Genomic DNA, 22289 nt, shown 5'->3' on the forward strand with positions numbered 1-22289 from the left:
AGACGCTTTCTTCACACGCAGAGCGGAAGAACGCCCGTCTTTAATGGCCTAAATGCGATTGCAGGAATTCCGAACCCGTTTCAATCGCGGCATCATCAATGCCATGCGCCAGATACGGGATCATCTTCCCTGTCACTGGAAACCCTTTGTTTTCAAGCGTCTGTAACGCCATTTGATAAAACCCAACGGGCACGACCGGGTCCATTCCCCCATGCACCAGATGAATGGGCAATTTGCAAATTGCATCACCATTCAATCCATCAGCACCCGCTAATAAACCGGAATAAGCCAGCACACCGGCAAGCTTTTGCGCACGGCGCGGCGCAACATAAAGCGCCATCATCGTGCCCTGGGAAAAGCCCAGCAACGCGATATTTTCATCCTTCAGCCCGTAATGGTCCCGCTGTTCCGTAATAAAATCATCGACGATTTTCGCACTCTCTTTCACACCGCGCTCCATCGCCTCCTGCGTAAATTCGCGGATGGAAAACCATTGCCGTCCCATCGGGGCCATATCAAATGGTTGCGCGCCATCGGGTGATACAAAAACCGTATGCGGCAATTTTTCCGCCAGCACCGGGGCCAACCCCAGCAAATCCTGTCCGTCCGCGCCAACACCGTGCAACAAAATCACCATGGATGTCGGTGCCCCGCCCGCGGCAGGACCAAATGTGTAGGATTTCAATGCGGACATGGGCACACCTGTTTTCTTGTTATGACGCCCCGCAATTTAGCACGGTGCTCCGATTTTTACACCCGTCATTCCGGAGAAAGCCGGAATCTTCAACCCTTATGGCGAAAAGATCCCGGCTTGCGCCGGGATGACGTCTCCATGATAATGCCCCCATGACTGTCTCCCGCTTCGCCCCATCGCCCACCGGCTATCTGCATATCGGCCATGCCTGGTCCGCGCTGTTCAGCGCCGCCCACGGTACGATGATTTTGCGCATTGAGGACATCGACACAACACGATGCAAGGCGGAATTTGAAACCGGACTTTACGACGATCTGCGCTGGCTCGGCCTGACATGGCCGGAACCGGTACGACGCCAATCAGATCACTTTGCAGATTACCGCGCGGCGCTGGCGCGGCTGGATGATATGGGCCTGCTCTATCCCTGCTTCTGCACCCGCAAGGATATCCAGGATGAAATCGCCCGCGCTGATTCCGCCCCGCACGATATTGCAACGGGGCCGGAAGGCCACCTGTACCCCGGCACATGCCGCCATCTCTCCGCCGACGACCGCGCGCGAAAAATGGATCTGGGCCAGTCCTACGCCCTGCGCCTGAACATGGATGCCGCGCTGGCCACCCTCACGGCTCCGCTCACATGGCACGACCGCTATCGCGGCCCGCAAACCGCCACACCGGATATTTTGGGCGATGTTGTTCTGGCCCGCAAGGACACCCCCGCCAGCTATCATCTGTGCGTCACGCTGGATGACCATATCCAGAACGTGGACATTGTGACGCGCGGCGAAGACCTGTTCTACGCCTCACACCTGCATCGCCTGTTACAAAATCTTTTGGATTTAAATGTCCCTGAATGGGCGCACCACCCACTCCTGTTGGACCCGGACGGCAAACGCTTCGCCAAACGCAACAACGCCGTCACCCTGCACCATATGCGCACGGTTGAGGGAAAAAATCGGACTGACATCCTTACGCTTGTGCGGGACTCTCTACCAATTGACGGGCCGTGGCGCGAGCATCTACCCACTTAAGCACCTGCCCAACACTCAGCCAGATAATCAGCGTGCTGATAATCGCAAAATATCCGTCAATGGCGTAATGCCATCCGAGGAATACAGACCCCACCATCACCAGCAGGAAATAAACGGTAAACAGAATACCCGTTTTACGCCCCGTGCCCCAACCGACCAGCACAAACAGGAAGGCCAGAGAGACGTGAAGGCTGGGCATCGCCGAAATACCGGAGAACCGTAAAATTTCTTTGCTTTCATACGCGTACCACAAGTAATCCTGCGCCACCAAATCCCAAACAGGCATGGTTTTATTGGTTTCGCGCAGGAACGCCATCAACTCCGCGTACGGATTGGGACCGTCCACAACATTGCCGTAGAAACATGGCCCCACAGATGAAAACAAAAGCGCGAAAATCGTTCCATTGATAATCCAGACCAGAATATAGGTCAGGAAAAATTGTTCCCGCAACCGCGGACGTTTAAGCGAAAATGCCTGCCAGAACAGAACGGAAAACTTGGCAACAAACCAGATTTTGTAAAAGAAACTCAGGACCGAAACCATAATCCCGACACTGAAAACCGGGAATAAAATACGCCACGGATCAACACCAAAATGCAATGTTCGATCAATGTGTGAGAAAAGTTCATCGTACTTGAACGGAACGATTTCAGGGATCAAGCTTTTATAACTGGTAAACACCGAAAACATGACGGAGAACATCAAGACAATCGGGATACCCCGCGCCAGTCGCTGCGGGTTCAGGCAGATGCGCCGCAAATCCTGCAAAATGGTCAAGGTCAACCGCTTTGGCCGCAGCGCAATCATGATGTAAAAACTGCGCCAACTGACAATCCCCAGCGTAAACCAGATCACAGCCCAGTGCAGCGCCTTGGAATACATCAACGTGTGAATTTCCAGAGGCCAGCCGTAAACACGCGCCAGGACCGCCCCGACAAGTATGTGTAAAGCCGCGATGGAGAGAATCCAGAGTGTCAGGCGATTGCCCAGCTCCTGCCGAAAACTATCAAACCAGCTTTTCATCCATCGGCTCCTTTAACACCAGACCGCAAATCCACCAGATCAGGGCCGCAACCGCCGCCCCCAGATACCCATCCAAAGCATAGTGCCACGCCAGATGAACGGACCCAATCATGATTATGAACACAAAAATACCAAAAAACCATTGAACAAGCCGCCCATAAGAACGCGACAACAGAAAAAATAAAAAGGCGAGTGCCACATGCACGCTGGGCATCGCCGAAATACCTGACCCAATACCCGTGGCATTCGCTTGATAAGCCGTCCAAAGCATATCCTGCGTCTGCAACGCCCAAACCGGCCACCCACTCTCCCCCATACTATGGAAGTAATCCATTTGCGCCGCAAACGGATTGGGGCCATCCACCAGATAACCGTAAAAACACGGCCCCCCGGATGACAATCCCATCGCCAGAACATTTCCGCAGATGACCCAGGTCAACAAAAAGGCCCAGAAAAATCGTATCCGCAACACCGGGCGTTTCAGGTTAAACAACTGCCAGTACAGCACCCCGAACATCACCGCAAACCACAGATTATAAATCAGGTTGATAACGAAGGTGATCGGCGAATATCCCAAAACAGGCTGGAGGATACGCCACGGATCGATTCCAAAATGAAGGGCACGATCCCACGCCGCGAATGTTTCATCCCACCGGTAATCCTGCACCAGCGGGATCATGGATTTCAGGCTGGTAAATGTTCCCATAAACAGGATGAAGGCAAAGAACAAAGGCGCAGCCGCCACCAGCATACGGCGGTTGAACAGCATGCGCCGCAGATCCGCAATCAACTCCCGCGTCAAATGATCAGGGCGATCGACAATCATCATGCGGAAACCGCGCCACCCCAGAAACAGGCTGAACAGCAAGAACGTCACCGTCACCACGGCGCGGGAATAAATGAACGGACTAAATTGATCCGCCGCCCCGAGATAAAGAGACAGCCCCCACCCCGCCACCGCGTAAACGGCAACGGCCAAAACCCACCCGGTAACAGCGGGGGCATAAGGCCAGAATTTATGCAGACGGGGAAATTTCATCGGAGGTTGATTCTTTATGCAGATTCAATATACTGTAGCTTAATGTGACATTGCCGCTTCAGGCAAGCCCACCCCGCCATTTTTCTTCACTCGCTACCTCAACATCCCACCTTAAGAGGTTATTTCATGGATCTTCTTCATATTGACGGCAAACCCTATGTGCTGGTTCCGATGCAGGAATACCGCAAACTGACCAACCGGGTGGATGAAGATGCGGCGGCGGATGCAGCCCTGCCCGACGATGTCCTGAACGCCATTGCCGCGGGCGCTGATCACCCGGTCAAAATCCTGCGCCGCTTCCGCAAGATGACACAGGTTGATCTGGCCAAATTGGCCGACATGTCCCGTGCCTATTTGACCGAGATCGAAACCGGCCGCAAGCAAGGATCCATCCGCGCCATGCGCCAATTGGCGGATGCACTGAAGGTCAATCCCGGCCTGTTGCTAGCCCAATAAGAATTATACGGAAACCACGTTAAAATTCCGGTCATGACGAAGCGCGGGGATGGCACTCCGCGCTTTTTCGCTGTCGGCCAGATTGAGCGTGGCGGTGATCAGACCCGGCGCATCGCCCCCTTCGGCCAACACCTTGCCCCACGGGTCCACGACCAAAGAATGGCCATAGGTCATCCGCCCGCCTTCATGCGTGCCGCATTGCGCCGCCGCCAGAACGAAGGACCCCGTTTCAATCGCCCGCGCCCGCAACAGGGATTCCCAATGCGCCAGCCCGGTCGGTACTGTAAACGCCGCCGGAACGGTCAAAATGCGCGCGCCACCTTGCGCCAGCGCGCGGAACAGCGGCGCAAAGCGCAGATCATAACAAATGCCCATGCCGATTTTGCCAAACGGCGTATCGACCACAACGGCCTTGTCGCCCGGCACGATATGCGCGCTTTCACGGTGCGTTTCCCCGGTGGGCAAATCCACGTCGAACAAATGGATTTTGTCGTAGCGCGCTGCAATGTCGCCGTTGGCGGCAAAGATGTAACCGCGATTGGCCATCTTATCATCCGCGACCTTCACCGCGATGGACCCGACATGAATCCACACACCCAGATCCCGCGCGAGGTCGGAAAAATATGGTAAAGCCGGATGATCGCTTTCCGCCTTGGCGGATTTCAATTTTTCCGTCGCCGGGAACCGCATGTGACAGGTGTTTTCCGGCGTCTGAATAAACTGCGCCCCATCCAATGCCGCCACGCGGATCATATCACCGGCGGTTTTCAGATTAGCGTCAATGTCCGGCCCGCTGGTCATCTGGACCAGCGCGACATTTAATGTTTCCGGCACGCTCATGCGGACAGGAGCTGGTCCAGCTCCCCTTTCGAATCCAGCGCATGCAGATCATCACACCCGCCAATATGCGCATCGTTGATGAAAATCTGCGGAATGGTGCGGCGGCCATTGGCCCGGCCCAGCATTTCTTCGCGCTTTGCATCGTCCTCATCCACTTTGTATTCGGTGAAGGACACGCCCTTGCGGGTCAGCAGGGCTTTTGCCCGGTCGCAATACGGGCAATACGCCCCGGAGTAAATCTCGACTTTTGCCATGGTTCGGTTTCCTCTATGTTAGGCCCTTAGATATAGCACGCTTAAACGGGTTTGACAGACCATCATGACAACAAAACGACAAGCTTTTGATGTTGTTATCAGCGGCGCCGGGGTTCCCGGGCTGGCGCTGGCTGCCCTTTTGGGCCGGGCCGGGCTGAATGTGGCCATCATCGACCCCGCCCCCATCCCCGCGCCGGACGATGTGGCGGATAACGCCCGCACCGCCGCCTTGATGCATGCCTCTGTCAACGTCCTGCGCGCCACCGGGGTGTGGGATGATGTGGCCCGCTTTGGCGCGGCGCTGGAAACCTTGCGGATTGTTGAGGACAGCACCGGAGGGAAAGACCGCGCCGTTACCGTTGATTTCCATGCGTCTGACATCGACCTGCCGTGGTTTGGCATCAATATGCCGAATGACCGCCTGCGCGCGGGCTTAGGACTTGCGTGCAACGATATTCAAAACATTACGTTCTTCATCCCCGCCCGCGTTGCCGATTATGCCGCCGATGACACGGGTATCAGCCTCACACTGGATGACAAAACACATTTACGCGCGCGCCTGTTGATCGGCGCGGATGGACGCAATTCCAATATCCGCACCATCGCAGGCATTGAATGTGATGAATTTGATCCGGGGCAAAGCGCCATCACGTGCCTGGTGCAACACACGCGCCCGCACGGCCATGTGTCCACCGAACATCACCGCCCCGGCGGCCCGTTCACCACCGTTCCCCTGCCCGGCGCGCACCATTCCAGCATTGTCTGGGTTGAATACGCCGATGACGCCGATGCGTTCATGCGGATGCGCAAAAATGAATTTTTACAGGCATTACAAGATCGCGCGGGTACTGCGCTTGGCACCGTCACGCTGGACAGCGACCCGACCTGCTGGCCCTTAAAAATCATGCGGGCGCAAAAACTGACCGCGCCGCGCATGGCCCTGATGGCTGAGGCCGCCCACGTCCTGCACCCGATGGGCGCGCAAGGGCTGAACCTCAGCCTGCGTGATTGTGCCGTTCTGGCCGAAGTCATCGTTGATGCCGCCCGTGTTGGCATTGATATCGGGTCGCGCAGTGTTCTCGACACTTACGAATCCCGTCGCCGCCCGGATATCGTCACCCGCGTTGCCGCGACGACCGGCCTGAACAAAATGGCCAGCAATGATTTTTCAATCCTGCGCTATCTGCGCCGCGCCGGATTGAAAACAGTCGACAGCATTACACCACTGAAAAAATTCGCAATGAACGAAGGCGTGATGCCGGGATACGACGACAGCCGTTTGGCACGCGGAGAAAACCTGTAATCTACTCCCGGCTCACCCGCGCCACGGCCACCACATCCACGCGTGCAGCACCCGCATTCAATAGCGTTTGCGCACATTCGCGCACCGTGGCCCCGGTCGTGAACACATCGTCAATCAGCACGACATTTTTACCGCGCACAGCATCCGCATGACGGGGATTGACCGCAAACGCGCCCTTCACATTCTTGCGGCGTTCGGCGGCGCGTTTGTGTCCTTGGGATTCCGTGGCACGGTGGCGGATTAATCCATCCGCCAGACAGGGCAAGCCCGTTTCCTTCGCCACACCGTGCGCCAGCAACGCAGCCTGATTATACCGCCGCCGCATCAGCCGCCAGCGATGCAATGGCACAGGCACCAGCACATCAGCATCCGCCCACAATTCTGCCCCTGCCCGCATGATCCACGGCACCAAAACCGGGACGGCGTGCAAATGATCGGCATGCTTGAATTTTAAAATCACACCCCGGCTGGCATCGTCATACACCACCGCCGCCCGGGCCGCGGTAAAGGGTGGTGGATCATCCAGACAGGCCGCGCATTGCAGGTCTTTCACCCCTTCGGATGTAAACGGAAACGGCATGCCGCAGGTCCGGCAAAAAGGGGGAGCGATAAAGGACAACCCGGCCCAGGCCCCCGGGTCCAACTGCCCCGGCGCCCCCACAATGGCCCCACTTATGATGCAGCGCGGTGGAAAAATTGCATCCACAACCTGCCCCGCCCCGTGGAGAAGAGTATTAACACACTGTTTTAAAGCAGATATTTGCTCCACACCCACCCCTGCTCAGGCCCCCGATATATGTTGCGAAAAACCGGGCCCTTCCGGTATTATACGGAAACCCTAAAAAGCCGGGTTTCCGGGCAAAAATGTAACGTCTAACCGTCGAAATTACAAATGGCAGGCGCGAAGAAACGCACATTGCGGGACGGCCACAAGAAAGCCCTCGGGCTGGACCAAGACGACTCCGTCCGCGCCACGCGCCAGCAGCCCAAACCCAAAATCCCCGATTCCAATCCGTTGCAGGACCGTTACCAACGTCTGGCCCACCTGCCCGATGCCACGGTGCGCCGCGCATGGTTTACATTGGCTCACCTGATGGTCCAGCCGGGTTCGACAATCCTCGATCTGGGTTGCGGTGGTGGCAAGCTCACCTACGCCATGGCCGTGCTGGCACCGGACATGAAATTTATCGGCATGGATACCGATACGCGCGGCATTCAATCCGCGATCAAAACATGGGATGCGCCCAATCTGGAATTCCAGAATGGGCCGATTGATAATCCCGCCGCTGCTGGTATCGGCCCGGTCGATGCGATTATCAATTGCTTTACCCTGCACGAAATTTATTCCAGCAATGCGTTCCATGACCGCCCCGTGGTTCAGGCGCTGGAAAACCAGTTTGCCCTGCTGAAACCCGAAGGGTTGATGTTGATCCGCGATTACGCGAAACCGGACCCGGATGGTTACGTCCTGATGGAAATGCCGGATGTGCGCAGCACAGGCGAAGAATTGCACGAGTTGTCCGAGGCCGACCTGCTGGTCTGGTTCTCCGAACATGCCAGCCCGAACGGTGACCCGGGTTGCGCCGGATTCTTCATCGAAGAATTGCCACCGCGCTTCCCGCGCACGCGCCTGTTCCGCCTGCCGCACAAATGGGCTTATGAATTCATCATGCGTAAGGATGATCTGAGCAGCTGGGAAAGCAACCTGCCCAAGGAATTTACATTCTTTACCCAACGCGAATACCGCAAGGCTCTGCGGTCGCTGGGCGCGCGCGTTTATTACTCCGCGCCGCACTGGAATGACGAGTACGTGAAAAGCCGGTTCGAAGGTCACTTCCGCCTGTATGGCGAAGACGGCAAACCGCTCGGCCCGCCACCGACCAGCTTTATCGCTGTCGCGCAAAAAGTTGGCGAACGCCGCTCTCTGCGCCTGCAGGAACGCCGCCCGTCATCAAAAACCGGATCATCCCTGCGCGTTCAAGCGATGCGGAATGATAATGATGGCCGTTTGGTTGATATCGTCACACGCGATATCAACATCACCGAAATTCTGCCCTATCGCGTCACGGAAAATGGCGAACTGAACATCTTCGTTCATCACGGCGTTCCGCGCGGTATCGTCAACGCCGTTCCGCGGATGGGCCAGGATTTAGACGGTAAAAAATGGTCCGGTCACATGACCGAAGCGATTGCCGTTGAAACCGAAACCGTGACCCATATCGGCCCGGACGATGTGAAGGGCGCCGCCCTGTTCGCGCGCGATATGCTGGGCCTCAAACCCATGCCGAACCGCGTGATGGAAAAGGGCCCGGCTGTATACCCCGCCCCGGACTACATCGATGAACGCATTGATACGCTGTATCTGGAAGTCGAAAGCACCGGTGCGACGCTGGAGCCGAAAGTTATCAATGCCGACATTGCGGGTTTCTTAAGCCGCGGGAAGATTGTTGAAATCAGCGCGCAAAGCATCCTGAACGGCATAGCCGTCGGCATGATCCCGAACGCGCGCATGGAAATTCAAATTCTGGCTCTGTACCAGCGTTTGGGGATGAAGGCCGAAAGCTGGTCCGAATGCCCGCTGATCCTGGAAGAAGCCGACGTGCCCGTTACCGATGTGCATGATCTGATGGCCAAGATGACCGAAACCGATGGCCGTTACCGCGCCACACGCGGCAGCGCCGGTCAATTGCGCCCGGTTCAATCCATCTTCGTCGATGAAGGCCAGATCAATGGCGGCGTTGCTGGCCTGGCCGCCCGCGACATGGATTTCATTATTGCCGATGACCAGACGGAAAACATCGCCATCGTCATGCCGCTGCTGCGCAGCCATTCGGGCGAAGTTCTTGCCGGATACACCACCGAATTCCTGCCCGTTCCACAACGGTACAAGGGCAACGGCCTGACCGTGACGGTACCCAGCATTCCCCTGCCCCGCGATATTCGCAGCATGGACGATGCCCGCCACTACATCGCCGATTATATGAAGGTCAAACCCGAACACGTCGCACGCATGGGCGAAAGCTTCTTCCTGCACATGGGCCTGACCCCGCGCCGGGTGTACCCGTTTGTCATGTCCGGTCCGTTCGGCCAGACCAAGGGACAAATTCACGGCACGACCAATTATTCGCCGCTCAAAGATCTGTGGAAGCTGATGTATTGGGACAATTCAAAAAGCTTCGCCAAGATCATGTCCCAATCCTATAAATCTCTCTGTCATGACAGTGATATGAGCCCCGTTTTCTCCTTCTCCAAGAAGATGGCGGAATCCTATGGCAAAAGCCCCATGTCCGCGCACGCCACCGATATGCGCGGCCTAGGCGGATCGACCAGCGGCGACAGCGGCAGCGGCGGAGCGGCCAGTGGCGGTGACGCCCCATCTGGCGTATTGCTGCAAGACCAGCCGCAAAACAACGACACCATCCAACAAAAACGGATGGAACGTCGTGAAAAGGCGCGTGACCAGAACGACAAAAAACCGATCATAAAATAACCATGACGGTTGCATCATCCAAACCCATGAACGACATGGCGGTTTTTGACCGCAACCGCGTCCGCGCCAACCGCGACCGCGCAGCGCCTTTCATGGTGAACGGACATAATTTTCTGCACAACCATGCCATGGCCGTTCTGGCCGACCGGATCATGGATGTGAAACGCACATTCGACACCGTAATCCAGATTGGCGCGGGACCATCGATTGATGCGCTGAACGCCCCCATTCAGTCGGGCCGCATGGCATCGCCCTTTATCGCCGATTTATCGACCGGGTTCCTGAAAAACCATTCCGGCCCACGATTGCAAATGGACGAAGAATTTTTGCCCTTCGCCCACGAAACGCTGGATCTGGTTCTCGCTCCGCTGGGGCTGCACGCCGTCAATGACCTGCCCGGTGCCTTACTGCAAATCCGCAAAAGCCTGAAGCCCGATGGCCTGTTTCTCGGCGCCATGCTGGGCGGTGAAACATTGTATGAATTGCGCGCCTGCCTGCAGGATGCGGAAATGGCAACGCGCGACGGCATCAGCCCGCGGATTGCCCCCTTCGCCGACAAACCGCAAATGGGCGGCTTGCTTCAACGCGCGGGCTTTGCCCTGCCCGTAGTGGATTCCGAAATCATCACGGTCACCTATTCCGATATGTTCGCGCTGATGCGTGACATCCGCAAAATGGGTGAAGGCAACGCCATTGCCCGCCGCGACACGCGCAACCCCGGACGCGCCATGATGATGGAGGCCGCGCGCATTTATGCCGAACGCTTTGCCGATGACGATGGTCGCATCCGCGCCAGTTTTGAAATCATCTACCTGATTGGCTGGGCCCCGCATGACAGCCAGCAAAAACCCCTGCGCCCCGGCAGTGCGAAGATCCGCCTGGCCGATGCGCTATCGACAAAAGAAATCGGGGCTGGCGAACCAACCCCGACATCGTAATTCCGTTTATTGGGTAATTCCGTTTATCCGCAATCGACGATTATTCGTCGCCACCTTCACGCGGCGGTACCGGCGCTGCGCCGCCACCACCTTGTTGTTGTGAACGGCGGCCCAATTGACGGCGCGGCGCGCCCTGGCCACCCGGCTGGCCGTTTCCACCACCCTGATTATGGCTCTGGCGATTGCCACCACCTTGATGACCTTCGGCCATGTTACCGGCATTGTCGTCATCTTCCGGGCCATTGTCGCGGCGGCGGGATGAACGGTGCGGCGGGATCGGCAACGGACGTGACGCCATCTGGTCCCGTTCGCTGGTCGCGATTTCAATTTCCAGACGCGCGGCAACTTTGCGCAGTTCATGGATCGCTTCCTGTAATTTCTCGCGCGCGTCCAGGTCCTTTTTGTTCCCGGCCCAGGTTTCATAAACCTTGATGCAAGTATCCGCAGTGTCGCGCAAACGTTTGTCGATTTCGTCCATACCCTGAACTCCTAAATTGTCGGGGAAAATAAAGCCCGGGCCACGTGGCCGGGGGCTTGGAAAGATTAGGCAAGGATACCCCCGCGGTCCGAAAACCGCAAGGGTTTCCAAAATCACTTAGCTTTGGCCGAAAATATTGTTAATTTGCTGGCCCACGCGGACAAACGTCGTGCGTTTTGACAATTCCTTCAGCTTCGTCGCACCGACATAGGTGCAGGCCGAGCGGATACCGCCCAGAATATCCTGCAACGACTCGGTCACATCGCCGCGATACGGAACGCGCACGGTCTTGCCTTCGCTGGCGCGATACTTGGCTACGCCGCCAACATGCTTCTTCATCGCCGTGTCGCTGCTCATGCCATAGAAGGTCACGAATTTGTGGCCGTCTTCGTCCACAACATCACCTTCGCATTGATCGTGCCCGGCCAACATACCGCCCAGCATGACGAAATCGGACCCTGCACCAAACGCTTTGGCCAGATCGCCCGGAACCGTGCAACCACCATCGCCGCACACCAGACCACCCAAACCGTGCGCCGCATCGGCGCATTCGATAATGGCGGACAGTTGCGGATACCCAACGCCCGTCATTTTACGCGTCGTGCAAACACTGCCCGGGCCAATACCAACCTTCACCACATCCGCACCGGACAGGATCAGTTCCTCGGTCATTTCACCCGTGACAACGTTGCCCGCCATAATGGTCGTGGTCGGCAGTTTGTCGCGCATGCGTTTAATGAAATCGACGAACGGCTGGGAATAACCGTTGGCCACATCAATGCACAAACGATCCAGCTTCGCACCAGCCGGGGTTTTCAGGAATGCTTCCAGCTTTTCCTGATCCTTTTCGCTGACGCCAATGCTGTACCATGCATTTGCGGATTCTGCGGTGCCGAAGAATTCAACCAGTTGGTCCACCGCATAATGTTTATGCAACGCCGCGGTCAGACCATCGCCCTGCGCATGAAATGCACGGGCCATCGCCATCGTGCCGACGCCGTCCATGTTTGCGGCAATCACCGGAATGCCATGGAACGATTTCTTGCTCCATTTAAAATCATAGTCGCGGCGAATATCAACATCGCGACGGCTGGCCAACGTGGACCGTTTCGGACGGATCAAAACATCTTTGAAATCCAGTTTCAGGTCTTCTTCGATACGCATTTATATACCCTCTGTGGTTACGCGCGGATTGTTCAGTTTTTAAAGAAGGACGACGCAGCATCGCGCACAGCAATCTTGCGCTTGATTTCGCCTTCGGCCCGTTCAATTTCGGATTTAAGATCGGAGATATAAGTGTGCAGCTCCTCGATCGAGAGGGGCTCCAGGTTCTTCTTCTGCGCGCCGGGTTTTTTCCGGGGCTCGAGATCATCATCAAACATGGTTCAAAACCGGGTGTTTCACCGTTAATATGGGCGTTCCGGTGGCACACCATAAGGCAAACAGGGACGCAAATGCAACAAAACATGAAAGCCGTTGAAATTCAGGGGTTTGGCACCCCCGATGTTCTGAAAATCGCATCCCGTCCGGTGCCAAACCCGGTTTCGGGAGAGGTTTTGGTCCGCGTCACGGCCGCCGGGGTCAACCGCCCGGACCTGCTCCAGCGCATTGGGAAATACCCGCCCCCGCCGGGGGTTAGCGATATTCCGGGGCTGGAGGTCGCGGGCGAGATTGTTGAAAGCCACCACCCCGATTGGGGCGTGGGCGACCGGGTGTGCGCCCTGCTGGCTGGCGGTGGCTATGCCGAATATGCGGTGGTGCCGGGTGGGCAATGCCTGCCCATCCCGCAGGGGCTGACTATGGCTCAGGCCGCGGCCTTGCCCGAAACCACCTTCACCGTCTGGAACAATGTGTTCGTGCGCGGGCATTTAAAGGCCGGTGAAACAGTGCTGATCCATGGCGGATCATCCGGCATCGGCACCACTGCCATTCAAATGACCAAAGCCTTGGGCGCACGCGTTGTGATCACCGCAGGAACCGACGATAAATGCGCGGCCTGCATCAAGCTGGGCGCGGATATCGCGATCAATTACAAGACGCAGGATTTCGTCGCGGAAATTGCCAAGATCGGCGGCGTTGACGTGATCCTCGACATGGTCGGCGGCGATTACATTCCCCGCAATCTGGAATGCCTGAAGCTGGATGGCCGCCATGTCAGCATCGCCAGCATGAACGGGGCCAAGGCCGAAATCGACATTCGCACCATCATGCAAAAACGCATCATCATGACCGGGTCCACCTTGCGCCCGCGCAGTGTCGCGGAAAAATCCGCCCTCGCCCACGGCCTGCGCACCCATATCTGGCCGCTGATCGAAGCCGGAAAAATCACCCCGCTGATCCACACCACCTTCCCGCTGGCCGAGGCGGCCAAGGCCCATGCCCTATTGGAATCCGGTGATATGGCCGGGAAAATCGTGCTGGAAACCTGAAAAATAAATTATGTAAAAATATAAAAGCTGGCGATTCCCCCCGCCCTGCCTTATAGTCCCTGCTATTCCCGACAGTTTGAATTGATGTCGAGAGTGGGCCTCTGAAACACGGGGTCGCGCTACAGGACCCCTTTATTGGAGATTTAAAATGGCTGAAAAACACGTTGTATCCGGCTTGCTGATGCCGAAGGCGACCGCCGTATGGATGATTGAAAACACCCTGCTGACCTTCGGCCAGATTGCCGATTTCACCGGTCTGCACGAAATTGAAATTCAGGCCTTGGCCGACGAAGAAGTGGGCCGCGGCATTGTGGGCCGTAACCCGGTTGAAAACCATGAACTGACCCAGGATGAGCTGGACAAAGCCACGGCGGATTCCAACTACCGCATGCGCATGGCCCGCACCGACCTGCCGACCGTGAAACTGCGCGCCAAAGGCCCGCGTTACACCCCGGTATCCAAACGCGCCGACAAACCGGATGCAATTGCCTATATCCTGAAACACCACCCGGAAATCAGCGATGCGCAAATCTGCAAACTGGTTGGCACGACGAAGCCGACCATTGATGCCGTGCGCACCCGCTCCCACCCGAACAGCGCAAACCTGCGCCCGCGTCACCCGGTTGATCTGGGCCTGTGCACCTATGCCGAATTGGAAGGCGCATTGAAAAAAGGTCTGAAAGCCGCCGGTAAAGACACCAGCGAAATCGAAGCCCAAAAACAAAAAATGTACGAAAGCCAAGAGAAAGACGAAAGCGCAGACAATTCCGCCAGCTTCGACTTCTCCAACTTCGTCAACAAGACGGGCACGGACAACAATTCCGGCGAATAATTTTTTCGCCGCTTAAAAATAAAAAAGCCCGCCATAACCGGCGGGCTTTTTCTTTTCATTCGGATGAGCGCCGTCAGGACGCTTGCCTCAACTCCTCCATCTCATCCTTCAATCTCAATTTCTCGGTCTTTAACCGCCTCGCCTCGGTATCGGTGAAGGCCGGGTGCTTATACGCCTCGTCCAGCCTGCGGCAAATCTGCGCATGGCGCGTTTGCAGCGCTTCCAGACGGCTTTTCATTGCACCGGACAATTCACGTTCTTGCGACATTCGTCAAACTCCCTCTTTCAACATCGATGACATCTTTTCACACACCAAACGATCATCAGGTTTTTCGGACCCGGACCGCATTGTGCAAACGGGCCATCCCCCGGCCCGACGCCTCTGCCAATCCCTTTGCAACGGATAAAGAAAACCCCCGGGCCAATCGCCATGCCGCGACACCACCCGGGGGAATTCGTCTTTAACCGTTTTCAAGAATAACCAGAGCCATAAGAATCAGTATCTCACCATCCCATTAAAAAACGTTTAAATACGCGGTTTTTCGTGCCCACTTGGAATCGCACAAAAAAATCAACCAGTCCCCATCGCTGGGGCACTGGTTGAGCAGGTGTTTGTGTGTGAGGAGGAACAAGATATTCCCAATTCCTATGCTACACCGGCCCTCGTTAACGCCCGTTAAACTTTAGATAAAATTTGAAATATCTCTCCGCCGTTATCTTGACCCCTATTGTCATTCGCGCGAAAGCTGGAATGACAATGAAAAAAGCGGCACAGAATATTCTGCGCCGCTTTAAATTCATCTGATGTTTGCCTTACAAATCGAACACAACACCCTGCGCCAATGGCAATGCGCTTGAATAGTTCACCGTCTGCGTTTGTCGGCGCATATAGGTTTTCCACGCATCGGACCCGCTTTCACGGCCACCGCCTGTTTCTTTTTCGCCGCCGAACGCGCCGCCAATTTCCGCGCCGCTCGGCCCGATATTGACGTTGGCAATGCCGCAATCACTGCCCGCAGCGGACAGGAAGCTTTCCGCTTCGCGGACATCCATCGTGAAGATGCAAGATGACAAACCTTGCGGCACGCCGTTTTGCAATGCGACCGCATCCTTCATGTCTTTATATGTCATGACATACAGAATCGGCGCGAAGGTTTCTTGCTTCACCACATCGCTCTGTTCCGGCATGGCCACCAAGGCCGGGCGAACATAGTAGCCACCGCCCATGATGCCATCGCTGACGCGATCACCACCGACCAGAATTTTTCCGCCCTGCGCGCCCGCATTTTTCAATGCGGCCTGCATCGCGTTGAATGATGCTTCATCAATCAGCGGCCCAACCAGCGTTCCGGTTTCCAGCGGGTTGCCCACGCGCAAAGAACCATAAGCCTTGGTCAAGGATTCCAGCAAACGATCACGCACGCTTTCATGCACGATCAAACGGCGCAGCGATGTGCATCGCTGCCCCGCCGTGCCAACGGCCCCGAACAAAATGGCGCGCACGGCCATATCCAGATCGGCGCTTGGCGCAACAATCATGGCGTTGTTGCCGCCCAGTTCCAACAGGGACCGGCCCAGACGTTTCGCGACCACTTCGGCCACGGCGCGGCCCATCGGCACACTGCCCGTCGCACTGACCAACGCAACATCGTGGTGTTCAACCAAGGTCTGTCCGATATCGCGGCCACCAATCAAAACCTGGCTCAGACCATCGGGAATGGTATGACCCGCGGCACGGAAGGCTTTCACCGTGCGATCAAACACGGCCTGGCACGCAATCGCGGTCAGCGGTGTTTTTTCGGACGGTTTCCAAATCACCGGATCACCGCAAACAAATGCCAGCGCGGCATTCCATGCCCACACAGCCACAGGGAAGTTAAACGCCGTAATCACACCAACGGTGCCCAGCGGATGCCAGGTTTCACGCATATGGTGGCCCGGGCGTTCGGATTGGATGGTCAGGCCGTAAAGTTGACGGGACAGGCCGACAGCGAAATCGCAAATGTCGATCATTTCCTGGACTTCGCCCAGCCCTTCGGACAGGATTTTTCCGCATTCCAACGTGACCAGACGACCCAGATCGTCCTTCACATTCCGCAATTCAACGCCCAGCAGGCGAACAAATTCACCACGCACCGGGGCCGGAACAACTTTCCATTGTTCAAAGGCCGCCTGCGAAATTTTGATCGCCTTTTCGACATCGGCCGTCTTGTGCTGTGGCACCATACCGATCACGGCACCATCGACCGGCGAGCAAACTTTCAGGTCGCCACCGTTAAAGGCCTTGTCCGCAACACCCAGGGCGGACAAAATCCGCGCCACTTCGGCCTTGCTATCATTGATTTGTGCAACATTACGCATGGCATCCCCCATGATGATCTCCCCTTTTTAGTTATTGTAGACTCGTCGTTTAAATGCCCCACTCAACCGCGCGGTTCGGATTATCCAGATCGCCTTCGCCGGCGCCCGATTGATCGCGCTCCACCATGGCCTGCGCCTTTGCCATCTTGTCCTTCTCCGGACGCAGACGGCTGGTCCGCAACTGGCCCTTTTGCTCCAGCAACGGATAGGCCACCGTGCACATATAGCTGTTCACACGGCGATAATCGCGAATGATGTCCAGGTGCATGCTGGACGTTGCAATCGTTTCCGGAACAGCATCACGCAAGCGCTCAATATGCGCCGTCATCGCCTCCTGCTCAGCCTTGCGCAGGACCTCCTTGCCTTCAACCATTTTCCGGGCCAGACGGATATCGCCGGACACAAACACGGTTTGGGCCAGACGGATACTTTCCAGCACCAGATTGTGGATGTGTTCGATTTCATCCAACCCTTCTTGCGAGAAGCTTTTCTGCGCGCGAATTTTTTTCAGGGCCATGGGCATGATGTTCTTGTCAATCACATCACCCGCATGTTCCAGGTTGGTGGAAAAGGTCAGCGTCTGCACATAACGGGACGCCTCGTCCGGATCCATCGCACTCTGGCTCAACCGCGCCATATAGGATTTGATCGATTTATAGATATCATCAACCACGTTGTCCTGTTCCTTGATCCGGTTGACCAGGGCTTCGTTATTCCCCTTCAGACTGCGGAATGTATCTTCCATCATCTTTTCAAGAATATCGGCCATACGCAACGTTTCACGGGCGGCAGACGCCAGCGCAATCGTCGGCGTGTCCATGGATTTTGTATCCAGGTAACGCGGGCGGCCCGGATCATCCGCCGCCGGGCGGTCGGGCATCAACTTGTATGCCGCTTTGGCAACCAATCCGGTGAACGGAATAAATGCAATCGCCAGAATAATGTTAAAGGCCATATGGAAGTTCACGACAATACGTGTCGGATCCGTGCCCAGCAATGTAATACGGGACGGGTCATCCACCGGCAACGCCAGATTTGTCGTCAACATGCCCATCAGCGGCATAAACGCCACGACACCAATCAGACGCATCAGCAAGTTGCCTACCGGAACACGCGCGGCCTCGGGCCCTTCGCGCATGGTCGCGACCAAGGGGGCAACCGTGCCACCAAGGTTCACACCCAGAACCATCATCAACGCCAGATGTTCCGGCAACACACCACCGGCCACAAACGACACCAACAACAACACAATCGCCAGCGACGAATGCGCCATCCATGTCAGCAACGCCGCCACAACGACTGATAAAATCGGATCTGCCTCCAGCGCCTTGAGAATAACAGGCAACGTCTCCGAATGTTGTAGCGGACTGGAGGCCAGTTTAATCGCGCCCAGCGCGAACAGCATCATGCCCAGGCCCAACAGCAATTTGCCGATATGCTGACCTTTGCCCGTATCTTCAAAAATGGTGTAGACGATATACCCCGTCAGCATCAGCAGCGGCGCAAACCATGACAGGTCGAACGACAGCAACTGGGCCACAACGGTCGTGCCCACATCCGCGCCCAGCATAACGGCCAGACCCGCCGCCACGGTAATCAGCCCACGGCTGGCGAACGATGCAATAATCATCGCCGTCGCGGTCGAGCTTTGCAGCAGCGCGGTTACACCGATCCCGGACAGGAAACTGAGAAAACGGTTGCCCGTGCTGGCCGACACCACCTTGCGCAAATTCGCGCCAAAGGCCCGGGTAATGCCCGTGCGTACCATGCGCAGGCCCCAGAGCAAGAGGCACACACCGCCAATAATATTAATAAGTACCAACGTCGGGGTCATAGTCCGCCTTAAGTCACGCAAGAGGGGTCAAAATATGCAAAATTGCACAGGATGGACGATCATCCATCGCAAGAACGGCGATTTTATGGCTTTCAGGGCTGCTTTTTATAAGCGCCGTTCCGAACCGGAGATATTAGGGCGGAATACGCCCCGGTGCAAGGAATGGGCAAGATGCAGCACAGCAATTCGCGCCCATAACAATTATGCAAAAACTAAAACCCTGCCCCCGGCTGAGACAGGTAAATCAATTCGTCCGCCGTGCTTTCCCGCCCCAACACGGCATTGCGATGGGGAAAACGCCCGAACCGTTCAATCACATCGCGGTGACGCAGCGCGTATTCATAGCCCAGCGGGTCATCATCCCGCATCGTCGCAAACAACTCCACGGCCCGGTTCTGATCATCCATGGACTCACTATGTTCAAACGGCAGATAGAGAAAACGGCGCTTGATCACAGGAAGAATTTGGTCAAACCCCCGCATAATGGCCAGCCGGGCGGTTTTCAGGGCTTTCTCATCCGTGGCAAAGGCCTCGGCACTGTCACGAAACATATTGCGCGGGAATTGATCCAGCACCAGACACAAGGCCAGGCACCCATCCGCATCGCTGGACCAATTGTCGCACACGCCATCACGCGCCATGGTATAGGTCAGGCGGAAACGATCACGAATGGATTGATCGAAGTCTGGATTTTTCTGAAACCATTGCACGGGCTCCGTTTCGGAAAACCAGAAGTGCAAAATATCCTGTTTGCTGTCGCGCATAAAATCCCCAAAAGCACCGGAGTGTCATACCCCAGTATTATTTCTTGGGTGCCTGTTCATTCGCGGTCAGACCAGCAATCACCTTCTTTTCCATCCGCGCCGCCACCCATGACAGAACGATGGCAGGCAGAAACGGGATAATCAACATCAAAACCACACTCGGCTGGGTCATGGTCGAAAAGAAACTGCCCTCAAAATTGCTGAGGTACAGGCTCACGAAGATGAACACCCCCGTCAGCGCAAAGATTAACGCGAACAACCTGTAAAGGCGGGCTTTGGCGAGGATTACTTTTGCTTGCATTGGCCTATTCATTGGGCTCCGGGTGTATTTCTTATTTTACTAATATACCAGACAAAGATTAACATTTCATGCCACTTTTAACATTTGGATCAGGTAGATGAAGAAAAAAGGGCGGAAGCCCGCGCTCCCGCCCTTTTAAAAATTCTGTTCAAAATCGTGATCTTAGTGAACCGAAGACCAGATTTTGCGTTTCACGGCATACGCCACGCCGGTAAAGACCAGCAAGAACAAGAACGCCTTCAACCCCGTTTGCTTGCGCACTTCCATCTTCGGCTCAGCCGCCCATTCCAGGAAGTGGGACACGTCCTTGGCATATTGATCCACGGTTTGGTTGGTGCCGTCTTCATACGCCACCTGGCCATCAATCAGCGGGGCCGGCATGGCAATAATGTGACCCGGCATATAGGTGTTCCAATGCTGACCCGGCAACAACGTCGTCCCCTCCGGGGCCTCTGCATAACCGGTCAGAATGGCATGGATGTAATCCGGTCCACCTTTGCGCGCCTTGGCGATCAACGACAGGTCCGCAGGCAGGGCACCGTTATTCACGGATTTTGCCGCGTTCTCGTTCGGGTACGGATTTTTGAAACGATCGCTCGGGCGGCCCGCGCGTTCGAACATTTCACCATCTTCGTTCGGGCCGTCGGTAATCATATAAGACGCGGCAATCGCCTTGATCTCACCTTCGCTGTATCCCAGCGCGGCCAGATCACGATAAGACAGGCGGTTCATCCCGTGGCATGCGGAGCATACTTCGCGATAAACCTGAAAACCACGTTGCAGGGACGCGCGGTCATACGTGCCGAAGATTCCATTCGACGACCAGTCCACTTTCGGCGGCTCAACGGCCTCGCTCGCGGCCAGCGCCGGAACAGACACACCCATAACCAACGCCGCAAAGCCGGCCAGAATAAATGTTTTACGCATCATAATTCTCTCTCCAGCCTTTTAGTGGGACTGTTTCGCCAAGACGGCTTCGTTAATGCTGTTCGGCAGGTCTTCCGCCACTTCCTTGCGCGACAACCACGGCAGGATGACCAGGAAGAACACAAAGTAGTACGTTGTGCAGATCTGCCCCAGAATGACCCAGATGCCTTCCGGCAATTGCGCGCCGACATAGCCCAGGACCAGGAACGACACCACCAGCAGCATCAGGAATTTGCGGTACAGCGGACGGAACCGCGCGCTGCGCACCGGATGGGAATCCAGCCACGGCAGAACGAACAGAACCGCAATCGCACCAAACATCGCAATCACACCACCCAGCTTCGCCTCGATAAAGACGATGTCGGTGAACGGAATGCCAATATCAAACGTGATCGCACGCAGGATTGCGTAGAACGGCAGGAAGTACCATTCCGGAACAATGTGCGCCGGTGTTTGCATCGGGTTGAACGGGATATAGTGATCCGGGTGCGCCAGCAGGTTCGGGGCAAAGAACGTCACACCGACATAGCACAACAGGAACACACCCAGGCCAAACGTATCTTTCGATGTGTAATACGGATGGAACGGCAGGGTATCCTGCGGCCCTTTCACATCGATACCCAGCGGGTTGTTCGAACCCGTGATGTGCAGAGCCCAGACGTGAATACCAACAACCGCGAAAATCACGAACGGCAGCAGGTAATGCAGCGCAAAGAAGCGGTTCAGGGTCGGGTTATCAACCGTGAAGCCACCCAGCAGCAAGGTGTGAATGGAATCACCAACCAACGGAATGGCGGTGAACAGACCGGAAATAACGGTCGCGCCCCAACCACCCATCTGTGACCACGGCAGAGTGTAACCCATAAACGCCGTCGCCATCATCAACAGGAAGATTATAACGCCGAGGATCCACAGCAGCTCGCGCGGCTTCTTGTAAGACCCGTAATACATGCCACGGAAGATGTGAATGTAAACGGCGATGAAGAAGAAGGATGCACCGTTCATGTGCAGGTAACGCAACATCCAGCCCCAGTTGACGTCACGCATGATGCGCTCGACGCTGCTGAACGCCAGATCTTCGTGCGGGGTGTATTGCATGGCCAGGAAAATCCCGGTCAGGATCATGGTGACCAGCATCACCATGGCAATCGCGCCAAAGTTCCAGAAATAGTTGAAGTTCTTCGGTGTCGGGAAAACGCCGTATTCCTTGTTCATGATCGTGAAGATCGGAAGACGGGAATCAATCCACTCAACAACCGGATTTTCAAACGGGGCGCGGTGTCCGCTGGCCATG

The 22289-nt window shown here is 56.0% G+C and carries 23 protein-coding genes; 7 read left to right on the forward strand and 16 right to left on the reverse strand.

The genetic code is table 11. The features are described 5' to 3' along the window. Positions 1–40 precede the first annotated feature (40 nt). Complete coding sequence (locus A11S_RS07540; RefSeq protein ID WP_015467910.1) at positions 41–694, reverse strand: alpha/beta hydrolase; 654 nt, start codon at positions 692–694, stop codon at positions 41–43. A gap of 152 nt (positions 695–846) precedes the next feature. Here A11S_RS07540 and gluQRS point away from each other — a divergent pair, with 152 nt between their 5' ends. Then, the gene (gene gluQRS, locus A11S_RS07545; RefSeq protein ID WP_015467911.1) at positions 847–1725 is read left to right on the forward strand and encodes a tRNA glutamyl-Q(34) synthetase GluQRS; all 879 of its coding nucleotides are present in this window, start codon (positions 847–849) and stop codon (positions 1723–1725) included. On the opposite strand, the gene A11S_RS07550 is transcribed toward gluQRS, so the two are convergent. Next, complete coding sequence (locus tag A11S_RS07550) at positions 1664–2749, reverse strand: phosphatase PAP2 family protein (protein WP_015467912.1); 1086 nt, start codon at positions 2747–2749, stop codon at positions 1664–1666. The genes gluQRS and A11S_RS07550 overlap by 62 nt on opposite strands. After that, positions 2733–3788 (reverse strand): phosphatase PAP2 family protein, encoded by a 1056-nt coding sequence (locus A11S_RS07555; protein WP_015467913.1) that lies wholly within the window; start codon positions 3786–3788, stop codon positions 2733–2735. The genes A11S_RS07550 and A11S_RS07555 overlap by 17 nt, the downstream gene beginning before the upstream one ends. Positions 3789–3914: 126 nt before the next feature. On the opposite strand from A11S_RS07555, the gene A11S_RS07560 reads away from it, so the two are divergent. Further along, positions 3915–4244 carry a helix-turn-helix domain-containing protein gene (locus A11S_RS07560; protein ID WP_015467914.1) on the forward strand — a complete coding sequence of 110 codons (330 nt, stop codon included), beginning with the start codon at positions 3915–3917 and terminating at the stop codon, positions 4242–4244. Positions 4245–4247: 3 nt separating this feature from the next. Here the strand turns inward: A11S_RS07560 and A11S_RS07565 are convergent, their stop codons facing one another. Together A11S_RS07565 and grxC are read right to left on the reverse strand one after the other, a co-directional pair. Further along, positions 4248–5084 (reverse strand): carbon-nitrogen hydrolase family protein, encoded by an 837-nt coding sequence (locus tag A11S_RS07565; RefSeq protein WP_015467915.1) that lies wholly within the window; start codon positions 5082–5084, stop codon positions 4248–4250. Next, on the reverse strand, positions 5081–5338 hold the full coding sequence (gene grxC, locus A11S_RS07570; protein ID WP_015467916.1) for a glutaredoxin 3: 258 nt from the start codon (positions 5336–5338) through the stop codon (positions 5081–5083). Before grxC ends, A11S_RS07565 begins: the two co-directional genes overlap by 4 nt. Positions 5339–5402: 64 nt before the next feature. Here grxC and A11S_RS07575 point away from each other — a divergent pair, with 64 nt between their 5' ends. Beyond that, positions 5403–6641, forward strand: coding sequence for an FAD-dependent monooxygenase (locus A11S_RS07575; RefSeq protein WP_015467917.1), 1239 nt, complete (start codon positions 5403–5405; stop codon positions 6639–6641). Position 6642: 1 nt separating this feature from the next. Here A11S_RS07575 and A11S_RS07580 read toward each other — a convergent pair whose 3' ends face one another. After that, positions 6643–7416 carry a ComF family protein gene (locus A11S_RS07580; protein WP_321162777.1) on the reverse strand — a complete coding sequence of 258 codons (774 nt, stop codon included), beginning with the start codon at positions 7414–7416 and terminating at the stop codon, positions 6643–6645. A gap of 117 nt (positions 7417–7533) precedes the next feature. Between A11S_RS07580 and A11S_RS07585 the strand changes: the two genes are divergently transcribed. Beyond that, positions 7534–10131, forward strand: coding sequence for a class I SAM-dependent methyltransferase (locus A11S_RS07585; RefSeq protein WP_015467919.1), 2598 nt, complete (start codon positions 7534–7536; stop codon positions 10129–10131). 2 nt (positions 10132–10133) lie between these two features. Then, the gene (locus A11S_RS07590; protein ID WP_015467920.1) at positions 10134–11069 is read left to right on the forward strand and encodes a methyltransferase domain-containing protein; all 936 of its coding nucleotides are present in this window, start codon (positions 10134–10136) and stop codon (positions 11067–11069) included. A gap of 40 nt (positions 11070–11109) precedes the next feature. Here the strand turns inward: A11S_RS07590 and A11S_RS07595 are convergent, their stop codons facing one another. From A11S_RS07595 to A11S_RS07605, 3 genes are all read right to left on the reverse strand, one after another. Next, the gene (locus tag A11S_RS07595) at positions 11110–11547 is read right to left on the reverse strand and encodes a hypothetical protein (RefSeq protein ID WP_015467921.1); all 438 of its coding nucleotides are present in this window, start codon (positions 11545–11547) and stop codon (positions 11110–11112) included. Positions 11548–11664: 117 nt separating this feature from the next. Further along, complete coding sequence (locus A11S_RS07600; protein ID WP_015467922.1) at positions 11665–12711, reverse strand: GMP reductase; 1047 nt, start codon at positions 12709–12711, stop codon at positions 11665–11667. 32 nt (positions 12712–12743) lie between these two features. Next, positions 12744–12929, reverse strand: coding sequence for a DUF1192 domain-containing protein (locus A11S_RS07605; RefSeq protein WP_015467923.1), 186 nt, complete (start codon positions 12927–12929; stop codon positions 12744–12746). Between the two features lie 72 nt (positions 12930–13001). Here A11S_RS07605 and A11S_RS07610 point away from each other — a divergent pair, with 72 nt between their 5' ends. Together A11S_RS07610 and A11S_RS07615 are read left to right on the forward strand one after the other, a co-directional pair. After that, positions 13002–13976: an NAD(P)H-quinone oxidoreductase gene (locus tag A11S_RS07610; RefSeq protein WP_015467924.1), complete on the forward strand. Its 975-nt coding sequence runs from the start codon at positions 13002–13004 to the stop codon at positions 13974–13976. 148 nt (positions 13977–14124) lie between these two features. After that, positions 14125–14808, forward strand: a complete 684-nt coding sequence (locus tag A11S_RS07615) for a DUF1013 domain-containing protein (protein WP_015467925.1) — start codon at positions 14125–14127, stop codon at positions 14806–14808. 73 nt (positions 14809–14881) lie between these two features. Here the strand turns inward: A11S_RS07615 and A11S_RS07620 are convergent, their stop codons facing one another. The 7 genes from A11S_RS07620 to A11S_RS07650 all read right to left on the reverse strand — a co-directional run bounded on the left by A11S_RS07620 (position 14882) and on the right by A11S_RS07650 (position 22288). After that, the gene (locus A11S_RS07620; RefSeq protein WP_015467926.1) at positions 14882–15076 is read right to left on the reverse strand and encodes a YdcH family protein; all 195 of its coding nucleotides are present in this window, start codon (positions 15074–15076) and stop codon (positions 14882–14884) included. Between the two features lie 545 nt (positions 15077–15621). Next, entirely contained in the window at positions 15622–17169 is a 1548-nt protein-coding gene (amaB, locus tag A11S_RS07625; protein ID WP_051054919.1) for an L-piperidine-6-carboxylate dehydrogenase, read from the reverse strand. Between the two features lie 49 nt (positions 17170–17218). Next, positions 17219–19003 carry a Na/Pi cotransporter family protein gene (locus A11S_RS07630; protein WP_015467928.1) on the reverse strand — a complete coding sequence of 595 codons (1785 nt, stop codon included), beginning with the start codon at positions 19001–19003 and terminating at the stop codon, positions 17219–17221. Positions 19004–19215: 212 nt separating this feature from the next. Further along, entirely contained in the window at positions 19216–19767 is a 552-nt protein-coding gene (locus tag A11S_RS07635; RefSeq protein WP_015467929.1) for a DUF924 family protein, read from the reverse strand. A 37-nt stretch (positions 19768–19804) separates the two neighbouring features. Then, the gene (locus tag A11S_RS07640; protein ID WP_015467930.1) at positions 19805–20068 is read right to left on the reverse strand and encodes a hypothetical protein; all 264 of its coding nucleotides are present in this window, start codon (positions 20066–20068) and stop codon (positions 19805–19807) included. 162 nt (positions 20069–20230) lie between these two features. Then, on the reverse strand, positions 20231–20998 hold the full coding sequence (locus A11S_RS07645; protein ID WP_015467931.1) for a cytochrome c1: 768 nt from the start codon (positions 20996–20998) through the stop codon (positions 20231–20233). An 18-nt stretch (positions 20999–21016) separates the two neighbouring features. Beyond that, on the reverse strand, positions 21017–22288 hold the full coding sequence (locus A11S_RS07650; protein WP_015467932.1) for a cytochrome b: 1272 nt from the start codon (positions 22286–22288) through the stop codon (positions 21017–21019). Position 22289: the final 1 nt, after the last annotated feature.

Source organism: Micavibrio aeruginosavorus EPB (assembly GCF_000348745.1).
Taxonomy (GTDB): Bacteria; Pseudomonadota; Alphaproteobacteria; order Micavibrionales; family Micavibrionaceae; genus Micavibrio; species Micavibrio aeruginosavorus_A.

What these genes read in the sequence shown, in the direction of transcription:
- gluQRS (WP_015467911.1), top strand. Translation starts at nt 847, where the DNA reads ATGACTGTCTCCCGCTTCGCCCCATCGCCCACCGGCTATCTGCATATC.
- A11S_RS07635 (WP_015467929.1), bottom strand. Translation starts at nt 19,767, where the DNA reads ATGCGCGACAGCAAACAGGATATTTTGCACTTCTGGTTTTCCGAAACG.
- A11S_RS07630 (WP_015467928.1), bottom strand. Translation starts at nt 19,003, where the DNA reads ATGACCCCGACGTTGGTACTTATTAATATTATTGGCGGTGTGTGCCTC.
- A11S_RS07575 (WP_015467917.1), top strand. Translation starts at nt 5,403, where the DNA reads ATGACAACAAAACGACAAGCTTTTGATGTTGTTATCAGCGGCGCCGGG.
- grxC (WP_015467916.1), bottom strand. Translation starts at nt 5,338, where the DNA reads ATGGCAAAAGTCGAGATTTACTCCGGGGCGTATTGCCCGTATTGCGAC.
- A11S_RS07585 (WP_015467919.1), top strand. Translation starts at nt 7,534, where the DNA reads ATGGCAGGCGCGAAGAAACGCACATTGCGGGACGGCCACAAGAAAGCC.
- amaB (WP_051054919.1), bottom strand. Translation starts at nt 17,169, where the DNA reads ATGCGTAATGTTGCACAAATCAATGATAGCAAGGCCGAAGTGGCGCGG.
- A11S_RS07615 (WP_015467925.1), top strand. Translation starts at nt 14,125, where the DNA reads ATGGCTGAAAAACACGTTGTATCCGGCTTGCTGATGCCGAAGGCGACC.
- A11S_RS07640 (WP_015467930.1), bottom strand. Translation starts at nt 20,068, where the DNA reads ATGCAAGCAAAAGTAATCCTCGCCAAAGCCCGCCTTTACAGGTTGTTC.
- A11S_RS07560 (WP_015467914.1), top strand. Translation starts at nt 3,915, where the DNA reads ATGGATCTTCTTCATATTGACGGCAAACCCTATGTGCTGGTTCCGATG.
- A11S_RS07600 (WP_015467922.1), bottom strand. Translation starts at nt 12,711, where the DNA reads ATGCGTATCGAAGAAGACCTGAAACTGGATTTCAAAGATGTTTTGATC.
- A11S_RS07590 (WP_015467920.1), top strand. Translation starts at nt 10,134, where the DNA reads ATGACGGTTGCATCATCCAAACCCATGAACGACATGGCGGTTTTTGAC.
- A11S_RS07620 (WP_015467926.1), bottom strand. Translation starts at nt 15,076, where the DNA reads ATGTCGCAAGAACGTGAATTGTCCGGTGCAATGAAAAGCCGTCTGGAA.
- A11S_RS07610 (WP_015467924.1), top strand. Translation starts at nt 13,002, where the DNA reads ATGCAACAAAACATGAAAGCCGTTGAAATTCAGGGGTTTGGCACCCCC.
- A11S_RS07550 (WP_015467912.1), bottom strand. Translation starts at nt 2,749, where the DNA reads ATGAAAAGCTGGTTTGATAGTTTTCGGCAGGAGCTGGGCAATCGCCTG.
- A11S_RS07645 (WP_015467931.1), bottom strand. Translation starts at nt 20,998, where the DNA reads ATGATGCGTAAAACATTTATTCTGGCCGGCTTTGCGGCGTTGGTTATG.
- A11S_RS07565 (WP_015467915.1), bottom strand. Translation starts at nt 5,084, where the DNA reads ATGAGCGTGCCGGAAACATTAAATGTCGCGCTGGTCCAGATGACCAGC.
- A11S_RS07540 (WP_015467910.1), bottom strand. Translation starts at nt 694, where the DNA reads ATGTCCGCATTGAAATCCTACACATTTGGTCCTGCCGCGGGCGGGGCA.
- A11S_RS07605 (WP_015467923.1), bottom strand. Translation starts at nt 12,929, where the DNA reads ATGTTTGATGATGATCTCGAGCCCCGGAAAAAACCCGGCGCGCAGAAG.
- A11S_RS07650 (WP_015467932.1), bottom strand. Translation starts at nt 22,288, where the DNA reads ATGGCCAGCGGACACCGCGCCCCGTTTGAAAATCCGGTTGTTGAGTGG.
- A11S_RS07595 (WP_015467921.1), bottom strand. Translation starts at nt 11,547, where the DNA reads ATGGACGAAATCGACAAACGTTTGCGCGACACTGCGGATACTTGCATC.
- A11S_RS07555 (WP_015467913.1), bottom strand. Translation starts at nt 3,788, where the DNA reads ATGAAATTTCCCCGTCTGCATAAATTCTGGCCTTATGCCCCCGCTGTT.